25 protein-coding genes are annotated in these 22,914 nt (G+C 59.8%); 1 reads left to right on the top strand and 24 read right to left on the bottom strand.

The window, feature by feature from the left end; translation table 11 throughout:
* Positions 1-5: 5 nt before the first annotated feature.
* From araG to KW849_RS02930, 21 genes are all read right to left on the bottom strand, one after another.
* The gene (gene araG / locus KW849_RS03030; RefSeq protein ID WP_218427509.1) at positions 6-1,544 is read right to left on the bottom strand and encodes an L-arabinose ABC transporter ATP-binding protein AraG; all 1,539 of its coding nucleotides are present in this window, start codon (positions 1,542-1,544) and stop codon (positions 6-8) included.
* 65 nt (positions 1,545-1,609) lie between these two features.
* On the bottom strand, positions 1,610-2,614 hold the full coding sequence (locus KW849_RS03025) for a substrate-binding domain-containing protein (protein ID WP_218427507.1): 1,005 nt from the start codon (positions 2,612-2,614) through the stop codon (positions 1,610-1,612).
* Positions 2,615-2,756: 142 nt separating this feature from the next.
* Entirely contained in the window at positions 2,757-3,575 is an 819-nt protein-coding gene (locus tag KW849_RS03020) for an SDR family oxidoreductase (RefSeq protein WP_218427505.1), read from the bottom strand.
* A 273-nt stretch (positions 3,576-3,848) separates the two neighbouring features.
* Positions 3,849-4,724 (bottom strand): SMP-30/gluconolactonase/LRE family protein, encoded by an 876-nt coding sequence (locus KW849_RS03015; RefSeq protein ID WP_218427503.1) that lies wholly within the window; start codon positions 4,722-4,724, stop codon positions 3,849-3,851.
* Positions 4,725-4,852: 128 nt separating this feature from the next.
* Positions 4,853-5,569: a FadR/GntR family transcriptional regulator gene (locus KW849_RS03010; RefSeq protein ID WP_056727210.1), complete on the bottom strand. Its 717-nt coding sequence runs from the start codon at positions 5,567-5,569 to the stop codon at positions 4,853-4,855.
* Positions 5,570-5,709: 140 nt separating this feature from the next.
* Positions 5,710-6,270 carry a DUF1285 domain-containing protein gene (locus KW849_RS03005; protein ID WP_110661219.1) on the bottom strand — a complete coding sequence of 187 codons (561 nt, stop codon included), beginning with the start codon at positions 6,268-6,270 and terminating at the stop codon, positions 5,710-5,712.
* 16 nt (positions 6,271-6,286) lie between these two features.
* Positions 6,287-6,895, bottom strand: coding sequence for a DUF4823 domain-containing protein (locus KW849_RS03000; RefSeq protein WP_218427501.1), 609 nt, complete (start codon positions 6,893-6,895; stop codon positions 6,287-6,289).
* 155 nt (positions 6,896-7,050) lie between these two features.
* Entirely contained in the window at positions 7,051-8,019 is a 969-nt protein-coding gene (locus KW849_RS02995) for a GTP 3',8-cyclase MoaA (RefSeq protein WP_108215362.1), read from the bottom strand.
* A 137-nt stretch (positions 8,020-8,156) separates the two neighbouring features.
* On the bottom strand, positions 8,157-8,795 hold the full coding sequence (locus tag KW849_RS02990) for a TetR/AcrR family transcriptional regulator (protein ID WP_108215361.1): 639 nt from the start codon (positions 8,793-8,795) through the stop codon (positions 8,157-8,159).
* Positions 8,796-9,182: 387 nt separating this feature from the next.
* A complete protein-coding gene (locus tag KW849_RS02985) occupies positions 9,183-9,971 on the bottom strand; it encodes a TatD family hydrolase (RefSeq protein ID WP_218427499.1) in 789 nt (262 codons plus the stop codon).
* A 73-nt stretch (positions 9,972-10,044) separates the two neighbouring features.
* The gene (locus KW849_RS02980; RefSeq protein WP_218427497.1) at positions 10,045-11,031 is read right to left on the bottom strand and encodes a DNA polymerase III subunit delta'; all 987 of its coding nucleotides are present in this window, start codon (positions 11,029-11,031) and stop codon (positions 10,045-10,047) included.
* Positions 11,024-11,656 (bottom strand): dTMP kinase, encoded by a 633-nt coding sequence (tmk, locus tag KW849_RS02975; RefSeq protein WP_218427495.1) that lies wholly within the window; start codon positions 11,654-11,656, stop codon positions 11,024-11,026. The genes KW849_RS02980 and tmk overlap by 8 nt, the downstream gene beginning before the upstream one ends.
* Positions 11,657-11,675: 19 nt before the next feature.
* Positions 11,676-12,908, bottom strand: coding sequence for an endolytic transglycosylase MltG (gene mltG / locus KW849_RS02970; protein ID WP_218427493.1), 1,233 nt, complete (start codon positions 12,906-12,908; stop codon positions 11,676-11,678).
* Between the two features lie 3 nt (positions 12,909-12,911).
* Complete coding sequence (pabC, locus tag KW849_RS02965) at positions 12,912-13,727, bottom strand: aminodeoxychorismate lyase (protein ID WP_218427491.1); 816 nt, start codon at positions 13,725-13,727, stop codon at positions 12,912-12,914.
* A complete protein-coding gene (gene fabF, locus KW849_RS02960; RefSeq protein WP_218427489.1) occupies positions 13,727-14,971 on the bottom strand; it encodes a beta-ketoacyl-ACP synthase II in 1,245 nt (414 codons plus the stop codon). Before fabF ends, pabC begins: the two co-directional genes overlap by 1 nt.
* A gap of 108 nt (positions 14,972-15,079) precedes the next feature.
* Positions 15,080-15,316: an acyl carrier protein gene (gene acpP, locus KW849_RS02955; protein ID WP_003175607.1), complete on the bottom strand. Its 237-nt coding sequence runs from the start codon at positions 15,314-15,316 to the stop codon at positions 15,080-15,082.
* 197 nt (positions 15,317-15,513) lie between these two features.
* Entirely contained in the window at positions 15,514-16,254 is a 741-nt protein-coding gene (gene fabG / locus KW849_RS02950; RefSeq protein ID WP_007997043.1) for a 3-oxoacyl-ACP reductase FabG, read from the bottom strand.
* 16 nt (positions 16,255-16,270) lie between these two features.
* The gene (gene fabD / locus KW849_RS02945) at positions 16,271-17,209 is read right to left on the bottom strand and encodes an ACP S-malonyltransferase (RefSeq protein WP_008050436.1); all 939 of its coding nucleotides are present in this window, start codon (positions 17,207-17,209) and stop codon (positions 16,271-16,273) included.
* A 124-nt stretch (positions 17,210-17,333) separates the two neighbouring features.
* Positions 17,334-18,344, bottom strand: a complete 1,011-nt coding sequence (gene plsX, locus KW849_RS02940; protein WP_218427487.1) for a phosphate acyltransferase PlsX — start codon at positions 18,342-18,344, stop codon at positions 17,334-17,336.
* Between the two features lie 4 nt (positions 18,345-18,348).
* Positions 18,349-18,531 (bottom strand): 50S ribosomal protein L32, encoded by a 183-nt coding sequence (gene rpmF, locus KW849_RS02935; protein ID WP_003179396.1) that lies wholly within the window; start codon positions 18,529-18,531, stop codon positions 18,349-18,351.
* A 13-nt stretch (positions 18,532-18,544) separates the two neighbouring features.
* Positions 18,545-19,072 (bottom strand): YceD family protein, encoded by a 528-nt coding sequence (locus tag KW849_RS02930; protein WP_008050439.1) that lies wholly within the window; start codon positions 19,070-19,072, stop codon positions 18,545-18,547.
* Between the two features lie 105 nt (positions 19,073-19,177).
* Between KW849_RS02930 and KW849_RS02925 the strand changes: the two genes are divergently transcribed.
* Positions 19,178-19,756, top strand: a complete 579-nt coding sequence (locus KW849_RS02925; RefSeq protein ID WP_218427484.1) for a nucleoside triphosphate pyrophosphatase — start codon at positions 19,178-19,180, stop codon at positions 19,754-19,756.
* A gap of 160 nt (positions 19,757-19,916) precedes the next feature.
* Here KW849_RS02925 and KW849_RS02920 read toward each other — a convergent pair whose 3' ends face one another.
* The 3 genes from KW849_RS02920 to rluC are packed head-to-tail and all read right to left on the bottom strand — an operon-like array spanning position 19,917 to position 22,542.
* Positions 19,917-20,906, bottom strand: a complete 990-nt coding sequence (locus tag KW849_RS02920) for a S49 family peptidase (protein WP_218427481.1) — start codon at positions 20,904-20,906, stop codon at positions 19,917-19,919.
* 24 nt (positions 20,907-20,930) lie between these two features.
* The gene (locus tag KW849_RS02915) at positions 20,931-21,593 is read right to left on the bottom strand and encodes an HAD-IA family hydrolase (RefSeq protein WP_218427479.1); all 663 of its coding nucleotides are present in this window, start codon (positions 21,591-21,593) and stop codon (positions 20,931-20,933) included.
* Positions 21,580-22,542: a 23S rRNA pseudouridine(955/2504/2580) synthase RluC gene (rluC, locus tag KW849_RS02910; protein ID WP_218427477.1), complete on the bottom strand. Its 963-nt coding sequence runs from the start codon at positions 22,540-22,542 to the stop codon at positions 21,580-21,582. The genes KW849_RS02915 and rluC overlap by 14 nt, the downstream gene beginning before the upstream one ends.
* Positions 22,543-22,914 lie beyond the last annotated feature (372 nt).

Below are 22,914 nucleotides of genomic sequence, written 5' to 3'. Positions count from 1 at the left end.
ACCTCTCAGTTCGCCACGCCGTCGGCGCGTTGGCGCGGCAAAGCCAGTTGCAGCAGGTTGGATTCGTTGGCCTGTTCGCGGCTCAGCTCGCCACGCAGGGCGCCTTCGCACAACACCAGGATGCGGTCGGAAATGCCCATGACTTCCATCAAGTCGCTGGACACCACAATCACCGCGATCCCCTCGGCGGCCAGGTTATGGATGATCTGGTAGATCTCGGCCTTGGCACCGATGTCGATGCCGCGGGTGGGTTCGTCAAGCAGCAGCACTTTCATCGGCATCGACAGCCAGCGGCCGAGAATGGCCTTTTGCTGATTACCGCCGGAAAGAAACTTGATCTGCTGCCCGGCGTGGGGCGTTTTCACCTTGAGCGCCTTGATCTGCTGGTCGGCGTTGTCCTTCTCCCACAGGCCACGCAACAGGCAGCCGAAGGTGGCATGGGCGCCGCGTGCGCTGATGTTGATGTTCTCGGCGACGCTGGCCAGCGGCAGGATGCCTTCCTTCTTGCGGTCCTCGGGGCACAACAGGATGCCGGCGGCAATCGCGTCCCGGGGTGAACGCAGCTTCAGTTCATGGCCACGAAGCTTCAGGTGTCCGGCGCTGTGGCGCGCCAGGCCGCTGAGCAGGCGCAACAGCTCGGTGCGACCGGCACCGACCAGCCCGAACAGCCCGAGGATTTCGCCCTTGTGCACCTCGAAACTCACCGGCTCACGCAACCCCGGCCCAAGCAAACCTTCGACCTTGAGCGCCACGGCGCCGCGCTGACGGGGACGGTAATCGTAGATGTCCTGAATATCACGACCGACCATGCAGGTGACCAGTTGATCGTGGGTCAGCTGGCTCATGTCGTCGAACGTACGCACGTACCGCCCGTCCTTGAACACCGTCACCGCGTTGCAGATACGGAACACTTCTTCCATGCGGTGGGACACGTAGAGCACCACTTTGCCCTCGTCCCGCAGCCGGCCGATGATCGCCATCAAGCGCTCGATCTCCCGCGCGGAAAGGCTGCTGGTGGGTTCGTCGAAGGCAATCACATGGGCGCCACGGGACAACGCCTTGGCGATTTCCACCAGTTGCCGCTGGCCGAGGGACAGGCGCCCGACTTTCTCTTGCGGGTCGATTTCATCGGCCAGGCCTTTGAGACAGGCCAGTGCCTGCTGGCGCAGGGCACCGCGGTTGATCAGGCCGAAACTGGCCGGCAGATGCCCGAGAAACAGGTTCTCCGCCACGGTCATTTCCGGCACCAGGTGCAGCTCCTGGTGGATCACCGCGACACCACTGCCGATGCTGTCGGCGGTGGACTTGAAGTCCATCGCCCGCTCGCCGATCTGCAAGGCACCGCTGCTGGGCGTATAGGCCCCGCCGAGGATTTTCAGCAGCGTCGACTTGCCGGCACCGTTCTCGCCCATCAAGGCATGAACCTGCCCCGGATGGGCGACGAAGCTGATGTTGTCCAGCGCTTTCACCCCGGGAAAGGTCTTGCCGATCCCGTTGAAGCGCAAGCTGCCGCTGTGTTGTTGTGTATTTGTTTGCGCGCGCATAACCCACCTCTTCAAACCGGTCAGGCAGCCCCGTCGCCGAGGCCGCCGCTGAAATCAAACGGCTGTCAGTTCCACAGGCCGATCTTTTCCAGTTCCTGCTTGAAGTTGTCGCGGGTGATCAGCGTCACGTCGTCCATGGCGGTGAATTTCGCCGGTTCAGTGCCGGTGGTGACCCACTCGTACATCATGCTCGCGGTGTTATAGCCCTCGATATGGGGGCTTGGCAGCATCGAGCCGTAGAAGCCGCTGTCGGGTTTTTTCAGCTCGCCGATGGCGTCGGTACCGTTGATGCCGATGCCGATCACGTTGGCCGCAGCGAAACCCGCACTCTCGGTGGCGCGCACGCCGCCCAGGACGGTGTTGTCGTTCATGCCACCAATGATCAGGTTCTTCGCTGCACCCGGCAGTTTCACCAGGGCGGAGTTGGTGGCGTCCATGCTGCCTGGTACGTCGAGGGTCTTGAGGGCCGCAAACAGGATGTGGTCTTTCGGCATGCCGGCATCTTCGAGTGCCTTGACCGAGCCGTCGGTGCGCTTCTTGCCGGTGTCGAGTTCGTTGTAGGTGTTGATCACCGCATAGGTGTCTTTCCAGTCCCAGCCGCGCTTCTTCGCCTCGCTGGCCATGGCGCTGCCCTGCTTCTGGCCGACTTCGAACGCGGCCATGCCGAGGTACGGCACATCCTCCATGAACTTGCCGCTGGCATCGACGAAACGGTCATCGACGGCAATCACTTTCAGCCCGTTGAGTTTGGCCTTGGCCATGATCGCAGGTCCCAGGGACACGTCAGGCGGGCAGATCACGAAGCCTTTGGCACCGTTGGCCGCGAGACTGTCGATGGCAGAAAGGGTTTTCTCACCGTCCGGCACGGCGATCTTGATCAGGGTGAAGCCCTTCTCTTTCCCGGCTTTTTCGGCAAAGGCCCATTCGGTCTGGAACCAGGGCTCCTCCGCTTGCTTGACCAGGAAACCGATTTTCACTTGCTCGGCCGCCAGCAGAGTGCTGCTCAGGCTGACCGCCGAGACCGCCAGCGCGGCACAGCACAGGGAACGGATAGCATGACGACGATTCATAAGCTGACTCCTTGTTATTGTTCTTGAGTGTTCTTTGAAAGCGTTCTTTGTTAACCAATGGGCGGTAAAACCGTACTACCAATAGTCATATCGTATGATGATTGGATTTCAGACGTAGTAGTACGCCTGAAAACCCGATCACTCAATCGTGGTACATCACCGAGCGCCCACCATCGATAGTGATGCACGAGGCATTGATGAACGGCGCTTCATCGCTGGCCAGGAACACGGCGGTCATTGCCACTTCGATCGGCTGGCCGATGCGACGCGGCGGGTGCAGGTCAAACGCGCGCTGGCGTTCGGCGTGGGGGTCGGCGAAACCGTTCCAGTAATCGATGTTGATCTGGGTTTCGATATAGCCCGGCGCAATGGCATTGACGCGGATGCCCTTGGCCGCATATTCGATGCCCAGCGCGCGGGTCAGGCCGAGCAGGCCATGCTTGGCCACCGGGTACGGGAAGCAGCCCGGAATGATGTGGGAGGAATGGGTGGAGGCGATGTTGATGATGCTGCCGATGCCCTGTTCGATCATCTGCGGCAGCACCGCCTTGCAACCGTACCAGGCGCCGTCGAGGTCGATGGCAAAGCAGCGATGCCAGTCTTCCTCGGTCATTTCCAGCGGGTCACGGAACACGTTGACCCCCGCGCAGTTGACCAGCACGTCGATCCGGCCATGCAGGTCGATCGCCAGCCGGGCCATGGCGTGTAAATCCTGTTGACGCGACACGTCGGCCTTGATCGCCACCACATCGGCGCCCTGGTCCCGCCAGTGCGCCGCGACCTTCTCGACTTTCTCGGCCTGAACGTCACTGATGATCAGCCTGGCCTGCTGGGACGCGAACGTTGCCACGATTGCTTCGCCAATGCCCTGGGCGGCACCGGTCAGCAACACGACCTTGTTTTTCAGGCGTTCGCCCTTGGGCGGTTCGGGTACCGGGGGCAATGACAATGGTTCAGCCATGGATCAAGACTCCTGTTCGAAAACACGACGAAAACCGGGCATCTGTCGATGTCCGGTCAAAAGGCATTGAGGAAGAAACAGGTGAGTGCGAAAACGTTTCAGCCTGGAAACGGTTTGAGGCACTGCCTGCGCAAGGGAGCACGGGGAAACTTCGCTGCATCACTTCACCTGTTTTGTTTTTTTAAGTGTGAGTGCATGTAACTGGTGAGGCCGACTATAAACCCGGCCCGCGACAAATCTCAATATATATATTCACATCCCATATTTTGGGATTTATCCAGCAAACCGTGTGCAATGCTTTCCAGGCACATCCACCGGAGTCGACAACACGGCCCCATCCAACGGATGGCCCAGCGGACTTGCCGCACTGGTGATGTACAGGGTTGTCAGGTCTGCACCGCCGAACACACAGCTGGTGGGACGACTGACCGGCAGCTCGATAGTCCGATCGACGTTGCCGTCCGGGCTCAACCTGAGCAGGCAACTGCCGTCCCAACGGGCATTCCAGATAAAACCTTCGGCATCCATCGCCGAACCGTCCGGGCCGCCACGTCCGTGCGGACCAAACCAGACCTGCGGCGCATCGAGGGCACCGTCGGTACGGATGAAATGTCGATACAAGGTGCCGTCGAGGCTGTCGCCGAAATACACGCTGGTGGCGTCATCGCTCCACAGCAGCGTGTTGGGAATGCCCAGATTGCGCAGCAATGGCGCAACCCGCCCGGCGCGATCGATGCGGAAAAGTCCACCGGAACGATGGACGATGGGCAGGTCTTCGCCGTGTTCTCCGATATTGTTTTGCATGGTGCCGAGCCAGAGCCGGCCCTGGGCGTCGCAGCGGGCTTCGTTGGGGCGGTTGCCCGGTTGCGGATCGGCCACGCAGAACAACGTCAGGCGTGGTTCCAGGCCAGGAGAGTCGAGATCGAGCCGATAAACCCCGCTGCTCAATGCCACCAGCGCATCGCCGCTTTCACAGGGGATGAAGGCTGACACATGTTCCGGCATCTGCCAGATCTGCACATTGGCGCCGATCAACCGCAGTGCCTGTTTGCCCGCGATATCCACCCAATACAGCGCTTGGGTCGGCGCATCCCAGAACGGGCCTTCGCCCAGTTTCGCCCGATGTTCGGTCACCGCCGTCAACGTCATGAAACCTCCTGCTTTGTTCTTGTTTCGGGGGTGTAGGAGCTAGCTTGCTAGCGAAGGTGGGCCAGTCGACCTCGTGGTAGCTGATACACCTTCGCGAGCAAGCTCGCTCCTACAGTAGCCCTTCGTTGTCAGCTGGCTTTTTTATCGGCCATGACTTGCGGGTAGTAACGCTTGATCGCAAGGTCGGCGTTATCGATCAGGGTCATGCAGGCCCAGACACCCCGGGCGGTATCACGGGCCGCGATAGCCTCGGCCAGGTCCCGGTGAATCGGCAGGGTGCGGCGCAGTTCATCCGGGTCGGCGGCGGACACTTCAAAGGCCACCGCCAGCAACGCGCCGAGGGCGGGAACCATTTGCTCGATGAATTGATTGTGGCTGGCAGCGAGGATGCATTCGTGGAAGAACTGGTCGGCACGGTTGTAATCGATGCCGCTGTCCACCGCCCGTTCCAGCGCGTTGCAGGCCAACAGGATCGCGTTCACCTGTTCGCCGGTTGCGCGCTCGCAGGCCCAGCGCACGGCCATCGGTTCGATGGTGCGGCGCAGGTCGAGCAGATCGTCGACGAAGTTTTCCGGCAAGCCGCTGCGCGACAACCAGCCGACGACTTGTGGATCGAAGAGGTTCCAGCGCCGAACCGGCAACACCCGCGTGCCGACTTTCGGACCGACTTCGAGCATGCCTTTGGCAACCAGGGTTTTGATCGCTTCGCGGATGACCGTGCGGCTCACGCCGAGTTGTTCGCCCAGGTCGGCTTCGACCTTGAGTGACTCACCGGGCTTGACCTGCCCCGTGGCGAGCCAGCATCCCAGCCAATCAACGGTCGAAGCATGAAAGCTGCTGGACATGGACACCTCAAAGCCGTACTTGATGGAAGCTCACGCTAATCATCATATGATTGGATGTCAAATAAAAAAGATCGCAGCCTGCGGCAGCTCCTACAGGGGAATGTGGACTCCTGTAGGAGCTGTCGCAGGCTGCGATCTTTTCAGGGTTCGAGGCCGATGGGGAAGAACTCGCCGCCACTCCATACACCGAGCCAGCGCTGGCCGTCGATCTCGCGGCTCACTGCCAGCTCCACCAATTGATAGAACACGTTGCGATGGATCAAGGCTTCAAGATTGCTGCGCACATGCACATAAGGGGCCGGTTCCTGCGTTACCGGGTCGATGACCACTCGCATCGGGTGCTCGGCACCGGCCTCGGTGGTTTCATCGACGTTGGTGGTAAAGCGCAACACCTGCGCCTCGCCCTCGCCTTCCACGTCCACCGCAATCGCCACGAACGGCGCATCGTCGACCTTGATGCCGACCTTTTCGACCGGCGTGATCAGGAAATAATCATCGCCGTCGCGGCGAATGATGGTGGAGAACAGCTTGACCATCGGCTTGCGCCCGATCGGCGTGCCCAGGTAATACCAGGTGCCGTCGCGGGCGATGCGCATGTCGATGTCGCCGCAGAAATCGGGATTCCACAGGTGCACCGGCGGCAAGCCTTTGGTCTTGGGGATTTGCCCCAGCAGGTCGTTGGCTTTTTGCGGGCCACTCATAGTGTTCTCCTTGGCATTACTGGTCGCTGAGCCCCAGCAGGCTGCGCGCGTATTGTTCCAGCGGCGGGCCCATCAGGTCTTCGGGTTTTTTATCGTGGAACGTCAGTAAACCGCCACGACTCTTGATGGTCGCAGTATCAATCAAATACTGGGTGCTGGTCTCGATCAACATGATCTGAATCATACCGCTATCGATGCCGAGACGATCCAGGGCTTCCTGGTCCAGCCACTCGTCCGAGTTGCCGATACGGTCGTCAGACTTGGCAAAACGGGTGTAGAGCAGATAGTGCGCACCGGCGGCACGGGCTTCGCCCATGGCCTGGTCGAGGCCTTCCGGCGTACGGGCACGGCGGACCATCGGGAAGTATTCGACGAAGCCATCGAACGCGACCTCGGCAATTACATTGGGCCGCGGGTAGACGGCGCTGCCCGCTGGCATGAAAGCGCCCTGGGCGATGTAGACGAACGAGTCCGGCTGAATGCGCAGGTTGTTTACGCGACGGCTGTCACTGTGGTCGAGTAACCCCGCATCGCTCATATGGTAACGAGTCCCTTCGGCCATATCGCTGACGTTCATGCAGCCACCAAGTGCCAAAACGGCCAGCAGCAAAACCAGGCTACGCATCCTATCCTCCAGAGGCCGGTGTCGGAAAACCGGCGAATGGCCGTAGGATGCAGCTTTTGCGCCAGCTCATGAACATTGTTGACTGATCTATCGCCATCGCGAGCAAGCTCGCTCCCACAAGGATTTATGCAATACCTGCTCGCGATGACGGACGATCAGCCGCCGATAATCTTCATGACAGTCGCACCACCAGAGAACGCCACTTCCTGCTTGTCGCCCAAGGCCTTCACCAGAAGGCGTTGCAAGGCCGGCAGTGCTTGATGGCGCGGCTTGTCCAGCAGGTCGCCGATGTAATGGCGATTGCTCGACGACAGGCAGCCATGCAGCCACCCGGTGGAAGATAAACGCAAGCGTGAACAGGTCCGGCAGAAAGGCACGCTCTCGTTGGCGATCACACCGAAATAACCCTGGCCGGGGATTTCATAGCGAACGGCCGTTGCATCGACCGGCGCGTCGGCCTGCCGGTATTCATAGCGCTCGCCGATCAGGCTCAACAGTTGCTGGAGGCTGACGAACTGTTGCAGAAAGGCATTGGAATCGCTGGCCAGGTGCCCCATGCGCATCAGCTCGATGAAGCGCAGTTCATAACCACGCTCCAGACAGTAGTCGAGCAGCGGCATCACTTGATCGAGGTTCTGCCCGCGCAGCGGCACCATGTTGACCTTGATCTTCATGCCGGCCGCGCTGGCCTCGCTCATGCCGTTGAGCACGGTGGCCAGGTCGCCGCCCCGGGCAATGGCACGGAACGCACTGGCGTCGAGGGTATCGAGGGAAACGTTGAGGCGCCGAATGCCGGCGTTCACCAGCAGCGGCAGTTTCTTCGCCAGCAACTGGCCATTGGTGGTCAGGCTGATGTCTTCCAGGCCCATCTGCCCGACCGCCGTCATGAACGCTTCGAGTTTCGGGCTGACCAGCGGCTCGCCGCCGGTAATGCGCAGACGCTCGATCCCCGCCGCTTCAATCAGATAAGCCACACCACGTGCCATGGCTTCGGCCGACAACTCATCCTGCGCAGCCACCAGACGCTTGCCATTGGGCACACAGTAGGTACAGGCGTAATTGCAGGCTGAAGTCAGACTGATTCGCAAGTTGCGAAAACGCCTGCCTTGACGGTCAACGATCATGGTCACTCCGGCGGAAGAATATCGGGCCGCTAAAACTTGACTCAGAAATCAAGTTTTAGCAAGTCCTCTACCTGAGTATATTCCTGCGGCACTGCGCCAAGTAGCGAAATCATGGCGCAATAAGGCAACTGAATGGCTCAGCTGCCGGGAGTGTCGGTGTCGCGCTTGCGCTTGTTACCCATGCGCACGCCGATGTCCATCAGGAACTGGAAGAAACCTTCCTGATCTTCCAGCACATTGCTCCAGAACGGCGAGTGATACAGCGCGACAGCACCGTGCACCAACGCCCAGGCCGCGCAGTAATGGAAGTAAGGCGGTACATCTTCCAGCTTGCCTTCACTGATCCGGCCTTTGATCAGCAGGGTCAGGCGTTCGAAATTCGAGGCACGGATCTTGTGCAGTTCCTCGATCATCTCCGGCACCTGGTTGCCCTTGACCACTTTCTCTTCGAGGCGGTCGAACAGGCGATAGCGTTGCGGATCGCGCATGCGGAATTCGAAGTACGCCCGGGACAGGGCTTCCTTGTCCTTGTCGACATCGGCCGAATGCAGCAGTGTGTTCAAATCGCGCTCGTAGTCGAGCATCAGGCGCAGATAGATTTCCGCCTTGGACTTGAAGTGTTTGTAGATCGTGCCTTTGCCGATACCGACGGCATCAGCGATCATCTCGACGGTGACACTGTCTTCACCTTGTTCGAGGAACAGCTTGAGCGCGGTATCGAGAATTTCCTGCTCGCGGCGACGAAATTCACGGACCTTACGAGGTTCTTTATGCATAAGAAAAGGTCTGTCGGGGTCAAAATTCGAAGCCGCGTATTATGCCTAACTTGCGCCAAAATGCACGGATCATCCGACCATATCTGCGCTTTCTGGTCATTCTGCGCACGTTTACAGGGTGATGAGAACTCTTCCGAAGCGCACGTATTCCAAATTTGTTTAAAAACCCGGGCCGCCAAACTGGACGAGGCGCGATCCTGATCAATACTTGAACTGTCGGCGGGGCATCTCCCCCAAGTGTCACGCCGATATTGGTACCAACGGACCGCGTGCCATTGTTTTACTCCTAATGGTCTTAACCCGGATTCACCCCCCAGAACCCGGGTTTTTTTTGCCTGCGATTTAACCTTGTGGGAGCGAGCCTGCTCGCGAAAGCGGCTTCGAACCCTAAACTGATTTCACATGCGCCAACGGAAACAACCGCTTGAAGTTCTCAGTGGTCTGCTCGGCAAAACGCTCGTAGGGCTCACCACGCAACATTGCCAGAAATTCCGCAACTTCACGCACGTACTGCGGCAGGTTTGGCTTGCCGCGATAGGGTATCGGCGCCAGGTACGGCGAGTCGGTTTCCACCAGCAATCGGTCGGCCGGCACCTTGCTGGCCACATCGCGCAACGCGTCGGCATTGCGGAAAGTGACAATCCCGGACAGGGAAATGTAATAGCCCATGTCCAGTGCAGCCTTCGCCATTTCCCAGTCTTCGGTAAAGCAATGCAATACACCTGCCTGGGGCAGCGCCGCTTCACGCAACAAGTCCAGGGTATCGGTGCGGGCGCCGCGGGTGTGGATGATCACCGGTTTGCCGGTCTGCTGCGCCGCTTGCAGGTGCAGGCGAAAGGATTCCTGCTGCAACTGCGCCGCTTCCGGCTCGTAGTGGTAATCCAGGCCGGTTTCACCGATGGCGACCACCCGCGGGTGATTGAGCTCCTGCAACAGCCAGTCCAGCGCCGGCGCGGCACCCGGCTGCACATCCAGAGGGTGCACACCCACCGAGCAGTCGACGTCGTCATAACGTTCGGCCAGGGCTTTGACGTCGGCCGCGTTGTCCGCGCTGACACCGATACACAGAAAGTGCCCTACCCCGCGCTGTCGGGCCGCATCAAGGGCGGCATCCAGGGAGCCGTCGTGGGCGGCCAGGTCGAGGCGATCAAGGTGACAATGGGAATCTACGAGCATAAAAGGGCTGCAACTTACATCGAATGAGTGGGACGGTCGGATGTTCTGATACTCGGAGTCTAGGCGCGGACAGTCATCTTTGGCCAGGCAACGACGCCCATTGCACCAGCAATGCCTCCAGCAGCAAGGCCGGATTGAGGTTGGCCTTGCTCAGGACTTTCTGTCGCTGGGCGAGGATCCAGTCCTGAATATCGAGGACTTTGCCCTGGGCGCTTTTCTGCGCCAGGTATTGCACGACCTTGCGCATGTCGGCAAGACCCAGGCCAGCTTCGTCCTGGGTCAACTGATAGCGCAGGATCAGGCTCGACCAATCGCAGAACCAATCGAACAGGCGCAACATCGGAATGTTTTTCCACTCTTCGGCCAGTTGCGTCGGCGACTGCTGTTGCTTGAGGAGTTTTTTCACCCCTTCCACCACTTGCGCGCGCTGTTCTCGTACGCCCTGGGCCTGGAGATTGACCGCTGCCAGCGGCGAACCGGCGGCCAGTGTCAGCAGTTCGATGCGCTCTTCTTCGGAACACTCCGGCAACGCCTGAGCCAGCCACTTCAAGCTCATGGCCTCGCCCGGCAGCGGACAGGCCTGCTGCACGCAGCGACTCTTGATGGTTGGCAACAATCGGCTGGGCTGATGGCTGACCAGCAACAAAACCGTATCGCCGGACGGTTCTTCAAGGCTTTTGAGCAAGGCGTTGGCGGCATTGATGTTCATCGACTCGGCCGGCTCGATCAACACCACCTTGCGCCCGCCCAACTGCGCAGTCTGCACCACGAAACCGACCAGATCGCGAACCTGATCGACCTTGATCGCCTTGTCGGCTTCTTCCGGTTCCAGGATGTAGTTATCCGGGTGGCTGCCAGCCTTGAGCAGCAGACAGGATTTGCATTCACCGCAGGCTTGCAGCGCGTTCGGGCGCTGGCACAGCAAGCTGGCCATCAGGCGCTCGGCCAGTGCCCGCTTGCCGATCCCGGCCGGGCCATGCAGCAGGTAGGCATGCGCATGCTGGGCGCGACCGGCCAGGTGCTGCCAGAGGGTTTCCTGCCACGGATAGGCCTCAGCCACGGCTCAACTCCAGCAGGCGCGGCAGCAAGGCATCCAGCGATTGCTGAACCTGTGCCAACGGTTGGGCAGCATCGACCAGCACATAACGCGCCGGATCCGCCTCGGCCCGCTTGAGGAAGGCTTTGCGTACGGCATCGAAAAAGGTCCGGCCTTCGCGTTCGAAGCGATCCAGACGACCGCGAGCACTGGCGCGGGCCAGACCCACCTCGACAGGCAGATCGAAAATCAGCGTCAGGTGCGGGCGCAGATCGCCCTGGACGAAGGTTTCCAGGGCTGCGATGCGCTCCAGCGACAAGCCACGGCCGCCGCCCTGGTAGGCGTATGTCGAATCGGTAAAACGATCACACAAGACCACGGCACCACGGGCCAGCGCCGGGCGAATCACTTCTGCCAGGTGCTGGGCACGCGCCGCGAACACCAGCAGCAACTCGGTATCCGGGTTCATGACTTCGTCGACCGGGGCCAGCAGCACTTCACGGATGCGCTCGGCCAGCGGCGTGCCACCCGGCTCGCGGGTCAGCACCACCTCGATGCCGGCGGCGCGCAGGCGCTCGGCCAGGTATTCGCGGTTGGTGCTCTTGCCGGCGCCTTCCGGGCCTTCCAGAGTAATAAACAAGCCAGTCACAGGCAGTCCTTAGTCAGAGTCATTGCGGGCTTTCCGGTGCGTTGGCATCGAGTTCCGGCATTTCAGGGGCTGGTGCAGGGTCTTGCGCCGGCACCTGAGGCAGCGCCTCGGGAGCCGTGTTCGGTGAAGCGGCCGGGATCGGAGCCAACTTTTGCGAAGACTTGGCCTCCTGCGTACCGGTTTGCTCAGCCTCGGTTGGCGGCGTCTCGGGCGTGGAGGCAGGCGCCGGGCTGGAGCGATAATCGGCGCGACGCTTGAGCTGGAACTCCTTCACAGCATTGTTGTGAGCGTCCAGATCGTCGGAGAACACGTGAGTGCCATCACCACGCGCCACGAAGTATAGGCTGTTGCCCTCCACCGGATTGAGTGCCGCATGGATGGCTTCGCGACCGACCATGGAAATCGGCGTCGGCGGCAGGCCCGCATTCATGTAGGTGTTATAGGGCGTCGATTCCTTGAGGTGAGCCCGGGTCAGCTTGCCGTTGTAGCGGTCGCCAAGGCCGTAGATCACCGTCGGATCGGTCTGCAGCAGCATGCCCATCGCCATGCGTCGTACGAATACGCCGGCAATTTGCCCGCGCTCCTGCGGTACCCCGGTTTCCTTCTCCACCAGCGAGGCCATGATCAGCGCCTGGTAGGGTTCGGTGTACGGCACATCGGAAGAACGCTGTTCCCACTCCTTGGCGAGCACTTCGTCGAGGCGCTCGTAAGCGGTTTTCAGCAGTTCGATATCGGTCATGCCGCGCACGTAGCGATAAGTGTCAGGGAAGAAGCGCCCTTCCGGGAAAATCCCGCTGTGGCCGAGCTTGTCCATGACCTGGCTGTCGCTCAAACCGTCGAGGCTATGGTCGAGCTTCTCTTCTTTGGCCAGCGCTGCGCGGACCTGACGGAAATTCCAGCCTTCGACCAGGGTCAGGCTGTACTGAACCATTTCCCCGCGTTTCCACAGGTCGATCAGGCCTTCGACGGTCATGCCCGGCTTCATGCGGTATTCACCGCTGTGCAGGGGTTGCTTGGCGAGGTTGAAGCGCCAATATACCCGCAGCCAGAATGCGTCCTTGATGACGCCATTGGCTTCGAGTCGGTAGAAGGTGCGGGTCGGCGTGGTGCCCTTGGGCACATCCAGCAATTGTTCCTGGGCAATGTTCAGCGGCTGTACCAGCGCCGAATGAATTTTCCAGGCTGAAGCACCCAACAGCAGCCCCGCCAGAACCAGTCCGGTTTCCAGCAGCAGCAAGAATTTACGTCTCACGTTTCAAGCATCCAGTAGCGCACAGGCAATGGTTTGGAGTTTACGGGTGAGCGACCCAACCGGCCAGTGAAGAGCAGCACAGGCGCGCACTGGCCAAACGCCATACACGCTGTTGCAAATAAATACTTCATCAGCCCATTGCAGTTGTTCGAGGGGAATGTCGGTGATTTGCGTAGGGATTCCCAGTGACCTGGCCTGAAACAATATTTCGCCACGCATCACGCCGGCCACGCCGCAGCGCTTGAGGTCAGCGGTAATGAGTGCGCCATCACGCACCAGGAACAAATTGCTGAACACGCCTTCAATCACGCGCCCGGCCTGATCGAGCATCAAGCCTTCGGCATGCTCGGTGTCCTGCCATTCGGCACGGGCGAGGACTTGTTCAAGACGGTTCAGGTGCTTGAGGCCGGCCAGTAATGGCTGCCTGGACAATCGCGTGGTGCAAGGAAACAGACGAACACCCTGCTCGCCATGCACGGCAGGGTAAGCCGCGGGTGGATTGCCTTGCAGAATGCGTCGAGCCTGAGCCGAAGGATCCGGGGCGTAGCCGCGCAGACCATCGCCACGAGTGAGGATGAGCTTGAGCACTCCATCACCCAGTGCCGCGGCGTAGGCCAGCAGTTCGCTGCGGATCAACACCTGATCGGCGGCAAGCGCCAGACGCGAACAGCCGTCCGCCAGACGCGACAGATGCCGGTCCAGCAATACGGGCTGCCCGTTGCGCACGGCAATGGTCTCGAACAGACCATCGCCATAAGCCAGGCCGCGATCCTTCAGCGACAAAGCGTCAGCCGGCTGACCGTCGACCCAGCTGTCCATCAGCCTGCGAACCGGCGGAACACCAGCGAGCCGTTGGTGCCGCCAAAACCGAAGGAGTTGGAAATGACCACATCGATATCCATATTACGCGCCGTGTGCGGCACGAAATCGAGGTCGCAGCCTTCGTCCGGCTCATCGAGGTTGATGGTCGGCGGCGCTACCTGGCCGTTGATCGCCAGAACGCTGAAGATCGCCTCGACCGCGCCCGCCGCACCCAACAGGTGGCCGGTCATGGACTTGGTGGAACTGACGGCCAGCTTGTAGGCGTGATCGCCGAACACCGACTTGATCGCATTGACTTCGGCCAGGTCGCCTGCGGGAGTCGAAGTGCCGTGGGCGTTGATGTACTGCACTTGATCGCCATTGATTTTGGCATCGCGCAGCGCATTGGTGACGCAACGAGCAGCACCGGCGCCATCGGCTGGCGGCGAGGTCATGTGGTAGGCATCGCCACTGGTGCCGAAGCCGATCAGCTCGGCATAGATGGTCGCACCACGGGCCTTGGCGTGTTCCAGCTCCTCCAGAACCAGCGCACCGGCACCGTTGGACAGCACGAAGCCATCACGGCCCTTGTCCCATGGACGGCTGGCGCGGGTCGGCTCGTCGTTGCGGGTCGACAGCGCGCGGGAGGCACCGAAGCCGCCCATGCCCAGACCGCAGGCCGCCATCTCGGCGCCACCGGCAATCATCACGTCGGCTTCGTCGTACATGATGTTGCGGGCGGCCATGCCAATGCAGTGGGTACCGGTGGTACAGGCCGTGGCGATGGCGTAGTTAGGTCCCTGTGCCCCCAGATGGATCGACAGGAAACCGGAAATCATATTGATGATCGAGCCTGGCACGAAGAACGGAGAGATCCGTCGTGGGCCGGTCTCGTGCAGGGTGCGGGCGGTTTCTTCGATATTGGTCAGACCGCCAATACCCGAGCCCATGGCCACACCGATACGCTCACGGTTGGCGTCGGTGACTTCCAGACCGGAATTGCGTACCGCCTGAAAACCTGCGGCCAGACCGTACTGAATGAACAGGTCGAGCTTGCGGGCTTCCTTGACCGACAGGTATTCCTCGACATTGAAGCCCTTTACCGAGCCGCCAAAACGGGTGGAATAGGCAGAAAGGTCGGCGTGTTCGATCAGACCAATGCCACTGCGGCCAGCCAGAATGCCCTGCCAGCTGCTTGGCACATCCGTGCCCAGTGGCGACAACATACCCATACCGGTGACTACGACGCGTCTACGCGACACAGCACTCTCCTTTTTCAAATGACGACTTTGCATCAGGCCTAAAGAAAAAACCGCACGCCGTGATGGCAGTGCGGTTTTTCCACGACAGCGAGCAACGATTACGAACTATTACGCCTGGTGGCTAGTAACGTAGTCGATTGCAGCTTGTACGGTAGTGATCTTCTCGGCTTCTTCGTCAGGGATTTCGGTCTCGAATTCCTCTTCCAGAGCCATCACCAGCTCAACGGTGTCAAGGGAGTCGGCACCCAGGTCTTCTACGAAGGAAGCAGTGTTGACCACTTCTTCTTCTTTAACGCCCAGTTGCTCAGCAACGATTTTCTTGACGCGCTCTTCGATGGTGCTCATACCTTGTTTTCACTCCTAATGGACAAATTCAGGCAGCTGGCCAGTGGGTAAGTGTATAGAAAGACTTTTCAGCTTTTCAACTGAAAGCTTCACTCCTCAAACCCGGTGACCCTATGCCGATAAAATAGATTGCAGCTTTATAACGGATTTTAGACAGCTCGTATGACATTTTTTTGAAGCAATCCGTCACATTTGAATTACATGTACATCCCGCCGTTCACCGGGATTGTAGCTCCGGTAACGTAAGCCGCACCGTCCGACGCAAGAAAAGCGACCACGGACGCGATCTCTTGAGCCTGCCCCAGACGACCCAGCGGAATCTGCGTCTGCAAGGCTTCACGCTGCGCCTCGGGCAGTTCACGGGTCATATCGGTATCGATGAACCCAGGGGCCACCGAGTTTACCGTAATCGAACGCGAACCGACTTCACGCGCCAGAGCACGGCTGAAACCTTCCAGGCCGGCCTTGGCGGCAGCGTAGTTTACTTGGCCTGCGTTGCCCATGGCACCCACAACCGAACCAATACTGATAATTCGGCCCCAACGAGCTTTGGTCATACCGCGCAAAACGCCCTTGGACAGGCGGAACAGACTGTTCAGGTTGGTATCGACAACGTCATGCCACTCGTCGTCTTTCATGCGCATCATCAGGTTATCGCGGGTGATGCCGGCATTGTTGACCAGGATCGCCGGCGCACCGAACTGCTCCTGAATGCTCGCCAGAACAGCCGCCACGGACTCGTCGCTGGTGACATTGAGTTCCAGGCCAGTACCTTGAATACCGTTTTCCTTCAGGGTCGCGGCAATGCGCTCGGCACCCGACGCGGAGGTCGCGGTACCCACAACGATGGCGCCCTGACGACCCAGTTCCAGGGCGATAGCCTGGCCGATGCCACGGCTGGCACCGGTGACCAGTGCAACTTTACCTTGCAGACTCATGCAAGCTTCTCCTGATTCAGGCCAGCGCTGCACGGGCGGCAGCGAAAGCGTCTGGGGTATTGAGGTTGGATGTCGACACGCCTTCGGCGCAGCGTTTGTTCAGACCGGCCAGTACTTTGCCCGGGCCGCACTCGACCAGATTGGTCGCGCCCTTGGCGGCCAGCGCCTGTACGGATTCGACCCAGCGTACTGGCTTGTACAGCTGTTCGAGCAGATCACGCTTGAGGGTTTCCAGATCGGCCGGCACCTGGGCACTGACGTTCTGCACCACAGGAATCTGCGGTGCCTGCCAGTCGATAGCGGCGATCGATTCGGCGAAACGCTCGGCAGCCGGGCGCATCAGCTCGCAATGGGACGGCACGCTAACCGGCAACGGCATGGCGCGCTTGGCACCACGTGCCTTGCAGCCTTCGATGGCGCGCTCGACGGCAGCCTTGGCACCGGCGATGACCACCTGGCCCGGCGAGTTGAAATTCACCGCGCTGACCACTTCGCCTTGCGCCGCTTCGGCACAGGCTGCCAGTACGTCGGCATCGTCCAGGCCCAGGATGGCAGCCATACCGCCTTGCCCGGCCGGCACGGCTTCCTGCATCAGCTGGCCACGACGTTCGACGAGCTTCACTGCATCGCCCAGGCTCAGACTGCCTGCCGCGACCAGCGCGCTGTATTCACCCAGACTGTGCCCGGCAACGTATGCCGGGCGCGCACCACCTTCCGCCAGCCACAGACGCCACAGGGCGATCGAGGCAGTCAGAATGGCCGGCTGGGTTTTATCGGTTTGATTGAGTTGCTCTTCCGGCCCTTGCTGGGTCAGTGCCCACAGGTCGTAACCCAGTGCATCGGAGGCTTCTTTGAATGTTTCGAGAACAACCGGATGTTGCGCGCCCAGCTCGGCCAGCATGCCGAGGGACTGCGAACCCTGTCCCGGAAAGACGAATGCGAGGGAAGCAGACATGTAACAAGCCCCTAATGATCTTGTCGTCGGAAATTGGCGTCCCGCTTTGGGGGCGCAAGAAACTGACAGTTGGATGGCCCATCGAACCAACCGGTCACATTTAAGCATTGTCCGACGAAAACGCCTAAAGCAATAAATCCTCCAGACGACCGTGAATGCGCTCGGGCAGGTTTTCCTGAATCTCGATCAGTGCACGCTGAATGGCACTCTGAAAACCCTGCACTCCGGCAGAACCGTGGCTCTTCACCACGATCCCCTGCAATCCGAGAAAGCTCGCGCCGTTATGCCGGGCAGGTGCCAGATCGGCCTGCAGACGTTTCATCAAGGGCAGCGCCAGCGCGCCGACCATGCGAGAGGCTACGCTCTTCCTGAACAACGCCTCGATGCGCCCGGCAATCATGGTTGCCAGGCCTTCGCTGGATTTGAGCAGGATGTTGCCGACAAAACCGTCACACACCACCACATCCGCTTCGCCGCGGTACAAACCATCACCTTCGACGAAACCGATGTAATTGATGCCGCGAGCGGCCTGTAACAAAGTGGCGGCCAGCTTGACCTGCTGGTTGCCCTTGATGTCTTCGGTGCCAATATTCAGCAACGCCACCCGTGGACGCGCTATGCCCAGAGTTTGCGCAGCAACCGAGCCCATGACCGCAAACTGCAGCAGATGCTCGGCACTGCAATCGACGTTGGCACCCAGGTCGAGCAATTGGCAGTAACCCTTCTGTGTCGGAATCGCCGCCACCATGGCCGGACGATCAATACCCGGCAAGGTCTTGAGCACGAACCGCGACAACGCCATCAACGCCCCGGTATTACCGGCACTGACACAGGCCTGGACTTTGCCGTCGCGCAACAATTCCAGGGCTACACGCATCGACGAGTCAGGTTTGCCACGCAAGGCCTGGGTGGGCTTTTCGTCCATGGTAATGACTTCGCTCGCCGGGGCAATCGACAGGCGCGCGCGATCCACAGCCGAATGGCCAGCGATCAATTCTTCAAGCAGGGAGGGTTGACCGACGAGGGTCAGGTGCAGCGAGGGTGTAGCAGACAGGCAAGCAAGGCTGGCCTGAACAATGCTGCGGGGACCGAAGTCCCCGCCCATTGCGTCAATCGCGATGACTTGAGCGGACAAGTGATTACTCGTCAGCGCCCTTGTCGATCACTTTACGGCCACGGTATACGCCTTCTGGCGATACGTGGTGACGCAGGTGAACTTCACCGGTGGTTTTTTCTACAGACAGGGTGCTAGCCTCGAGAGCGTCGTGCGAACGGCGCATGTCACGGGCAGAGCGGGATTTTTTGTTCTGCTGAACAGCCATAATTGATTAACTCCTAAACGTTTGGGTCACGCTTTAACTGCGCCAATACACTGAACGGGTTGGACCGCGTTACCTCGTCCTCGCTCGGTTCGGGCTCATCGAGACCCGCCGGCTGCTGGCATTCTTCCGGATGATGAGCAGGCACAATGGGCAAGGCGAGCAGAAGCTCCTCCTCGATCAGTGACTGCAGATCCAAAGGATCTTCGCCCAGTTCCAGCACGTCATAACCTTTCGGCAACGACTGGGTATTCGCACCCTCCTTCACCACGGCGTAACTGCATTCGCTGTGGATCGGCAGGGTGACCAGCTCAAGACAACGCTGGCAAACCATTTTGACTTCAGTGTCGATAAAGCTGTGGATGACCACAGATTTACGTTCATCTCGTTCAAAAACGAATTTAGCCTGCACCGTACCGACATTGTCGGAAAGCGGGTCGCAGAGTCTCTCCAAATCGGCCAGCAGCATTTCACCTTGAAGGGTGGTGCCACGATCAGCCAATTTGCGCGGGTCAACGTGAGGTGGAATCGGGTCATTCAACATAGGCGCAGCATTATAGGGATGCACCCGCCCATGTCAAAGGAAATTCAGCCCTGTCCGTCACTTGCAAGCCTCGCTAGAATTCGCACCTGCCTTATGGAGATGCGCATGCTGCCTTTATTACTCGCTTCTGGCTCGGTCTATCGCCGGGAATTGCTGGCCCGCTTGCAGCTGCCTTTCACGTGCAGCTCGCCGGATATCGACGAAAGCCATCGCCCTGGTGAATCCGCCATCGAGCTGGTCAAGCGCCTCGCCGAAGAGAAAGCGCGCGCCCTGGCCGACAGCCATACCGCTCATCTGATAATCGGCTCCGATCAGGTCGCCGTACTGGGAGAGCGGATTATCGGAAAGCCCCACAGCTTCGAAAAGGCCCGTGAACAACTGCTGGCCGCCAGCGGTGCCCGCGTGACATTCCTGACCGGCCTGGCCCTGCTCAACAGCCAGACCGGACACTGCCAGGTCGATTGCGTGCCGTTCACCGTACACATGCGCACACTCGACGCGACCCGCATCGAGCGCTACCTGCACGCCGAGCAACCCTACGACTGCGCAGGCAGCTTCAAGGCCGAAGGGTTGGGGGTGAGCCTGTTTCAAAGCACGGAAGGCCCTGACGCCACCAGCCTCGTCGGCCTGCCACTGATTCGTTTGACCGACATGCTCCTGACCGAAGGCGTGCAAGTCCCCTGAAGATCAAAAGATCAAAAGATCGCAGCCTGCGGCAGCTCCTACAGGATTTGGGTGTGCCCGCGATTCATGGATGAAACCGGCCCGCGTAGGAGCTGCCGCAGGCTGCGATCTTTTGATTCTAAAAAAAACCGGCTGATGCCGGTTTTTTATCACAAGAGATTCAGCGCAGCGACGGACCGTTAAAGCCCATCCACATCGCCAAATGCTCAGCCACGCTGGCACCGAGCTTTTTCGAGAAGCGATCGAACGGCGACTCCTGAACAGTGAAGTCCACCAGCTCTTTCTCGCCGATCACATCCCGCGCAACCGAACTGGCATTACCCAGTCCATCGATCAACCCCAGCGGCAGCGCCTGCTCGCCGGACCAGACCAGGCCGGAGAACAGCTCCGGATGCTCCTTGTCCTTCAGGCGATCGCCGCGCCCCTGCTTGACGCTGCTGATGAACTGCTTGTGGGTCGTATCGAGCACGCCCTGCCAAAAAACAGTTTCTTCCGGCTTCTGCGGCAGGAACGGATCGAGGAACGACTTGTGTTCGCCAGCGGTGTAGGTGCGCCGCTCGACGCCCAGCTTCTCCATGGTGCCGACAAAGCCATAACCGGCAGCCGTTACTCCGATGGAGCCGACCAGGCTGGCCTTGTCAGCGTAGATCTGATCTGCCGCGCTGGCGATGTAGTAAGCCCCGGAAGCCCCCAGGTCGGAAATGACCGCATAGAGCTTGATGTCCGGGTGCAGACCGCGCAGACGACGGATCTCGTCATAGACATAACCCGACTGCACCGGACTGCCGCCCGGGCTGTTGATGCGCAGGATGACGCCCTTGACCTTCTTGTCCTCGAAAGCCGCGCGCAGACTGCCAACGATATTGTCTGCGCTGGCGGGCTCCTTGTCGGCAATCATGCCTGTCACATCGATCAACGCCGTGTAATTGGCACTGAGGGTAGCTGCCTTCTCCATATCCATCAGCGGCGAAAACAGGGCAATGGCACCGAACAGATACACAAAAGTCAGTGATTTGAAGAATATTCCCCAGCGACGGGACCGGCGCTGCTCCTGTATGCCGGCCAGCAGCGTCTTTTCCAGCAGCTTCCAGCTCTTGTCGTCACCGCTCTCTGCGCTCGCCTTGGCGGGCGCCTTCCATTCGTCGGTCATGCCATCCACCCCAAAAACAACCGGTTAAGCCCGCTGACTCAGCCAGGCATGCAATTCTGAAAAACGGTCAATGGCCAGTCGCGGCTCATACAACTTCAACGCATCGATCGATTGAGCGCCATAGCTGACAGCCACCGAACCCATGCCGGCATTGCGCGCCATCTGCAAATCAAAGGACGAATCACCGACCATCAACGCCTGCTCCGGGCGAACCTCGCAATGCGCGAGAATCTGCTCGAGCATCAGTGGATGGGGCTTGCTGGCGGTCTCGTCGGCCGCGCGGGTGATATCGAAGTAATTCTCCCAGCCATGGGACTTCAACACCCGGTCCAGCCCGCGACGGGCCTTGCCGGTCGCCACAGCCAGATGATAACCCTCGGCACGAAATGCCTCGAGCGACTCGACCACACCCTCGAACAGCGGCGAAGGCACAGCTTCCGACGCAATGTAATGTTCGGCATAGTGCTCGCGGAACGCGATCAACTCGTCGTCACCAATCTCGGGATACAGGGTGCGGATCGCTTCCGGCAAGCCCAGGCCGATAATGCCTTTGACGGCAAAATCATCGCGCTGTTCAAACCCGGAGCGCTGCGATGCCACGTGCATCGCCTCGACAATCCGGCCAATGGAATCGGCCAGCGTGCCATCCCAATCGAAGATCAGCAGTCTGTAATCAGAAGGGCGCACTCAATCGCTCCACAGTCTTGGCCCACATCTCGTCGACCGGGGCCTGCAACTTCAGCTCGCCGCCATCAGGCAACGGCACAGTCAGCATGTAGGCATGCAGGAACAGGCGCTTGCCGCCCAGATCGCGGATTTCCTTGCTGAAACCTTCGTCGCCATACTTGGTGTCGCCAGCGATGCAATGCCCGGCGTGCAGGGTATGGACACGGATCTGGTGAGTCCGGCCGGTAATCGGCTTGGCTTCGATCAGGGTGGCAAAGTCGCCGAAGCGGCGCAGGACCTTGAACACGGTCACGGACTCCTTCCCCTCCTCCTCGTCGACCTCGACCATGCGCTCGCCGGAACGCAGATTGCTCTTGCCCAGCGACGCACGGACTTGCTTGATCGAGCTCGCCCAGTTACCGCGGACCAGCGCCATGTAGCGCTTGTCGACGCCATCACCGCGCAACGCAGCGTGCAAGTGGCGCAACATGCTGCGCTTCTTGGCGATCATCAACAGGCCGGAGGTATCACGGTCGAGACGGTGAACCAGCTCGAGCTCCTTGCAATCGGGGCGCAACTGACGAAAGGCTTCGATCACCCCGAAAGTCAGGCCGCTACCGCCGTGCACAGCAATGCCCGCAGGCTTGTTGATCACGATCAGGGCCTTGTCTTCGAAGACAATCGAGGCTTCGAGTCGCTGCAGCAACCCCTGCGCCAGTGGCACCGGCTCGTCGCGCTCAGGCACTCGAACCGGCGGCACGCGCACGATATCGCCCGCCTGCAGCTTGTACTCGGGCTTGATCCGACCTTTGTTCACACGCACTTCGCCTTTGCGCAAAATGCGGTAAATCAAGGTCTTGGGCACGCCTTTGAGTCGGGCGAGAAGGAAATTATCAATACGTTGGCCGGCATATTCCGGCGAGACCTCAAGCAGTTGTACGCTTGGAGTCGGGAGGGTAGTCGTCGTCATGCCGCGGATGATAACAATTTTTTATGGAATTGAAGCACTTAATCATTGCTGCTATAGTCGCGAACGTCGCCAAAAGCGGCCTGGACAGCGGACCAACGGTCAAAAACCGGCCCTGACCAACGCAATTCACCAGGACGCGAGGCCGTCCTACGCGGCTTTCGCTACGTAACGGTGGAGTTTGCAAGTGTAACGAGCGCAGGTGACATGAGGCCTGAATCACGCCACAAAGCAGAGTTCTCACTCGTTTTGCGAGCCATATTCACGGCCAGTTCACAAAGTGCAGTCAGTTGCGAATGACCCCGAGCGAAGGCATCGGAAACAACGCCTAAATTAGCCATGATGCGTGACCTCCCCTATCGGAGCTCACGGTAA

Source organism: Pseudomonas sp. PDM26 (assembly GCF_019219185.1).
GTDB lineage: Bacteria > Pseudomonadota > Gammaproteobacteria > Pseudomonadales > Pseudomonadaceae > Aquipseudomonas.
Note: the sequence above shows the minus strand (reverse complement) of the source record. Positions and strands in the feature narration are given on the sequence as shown.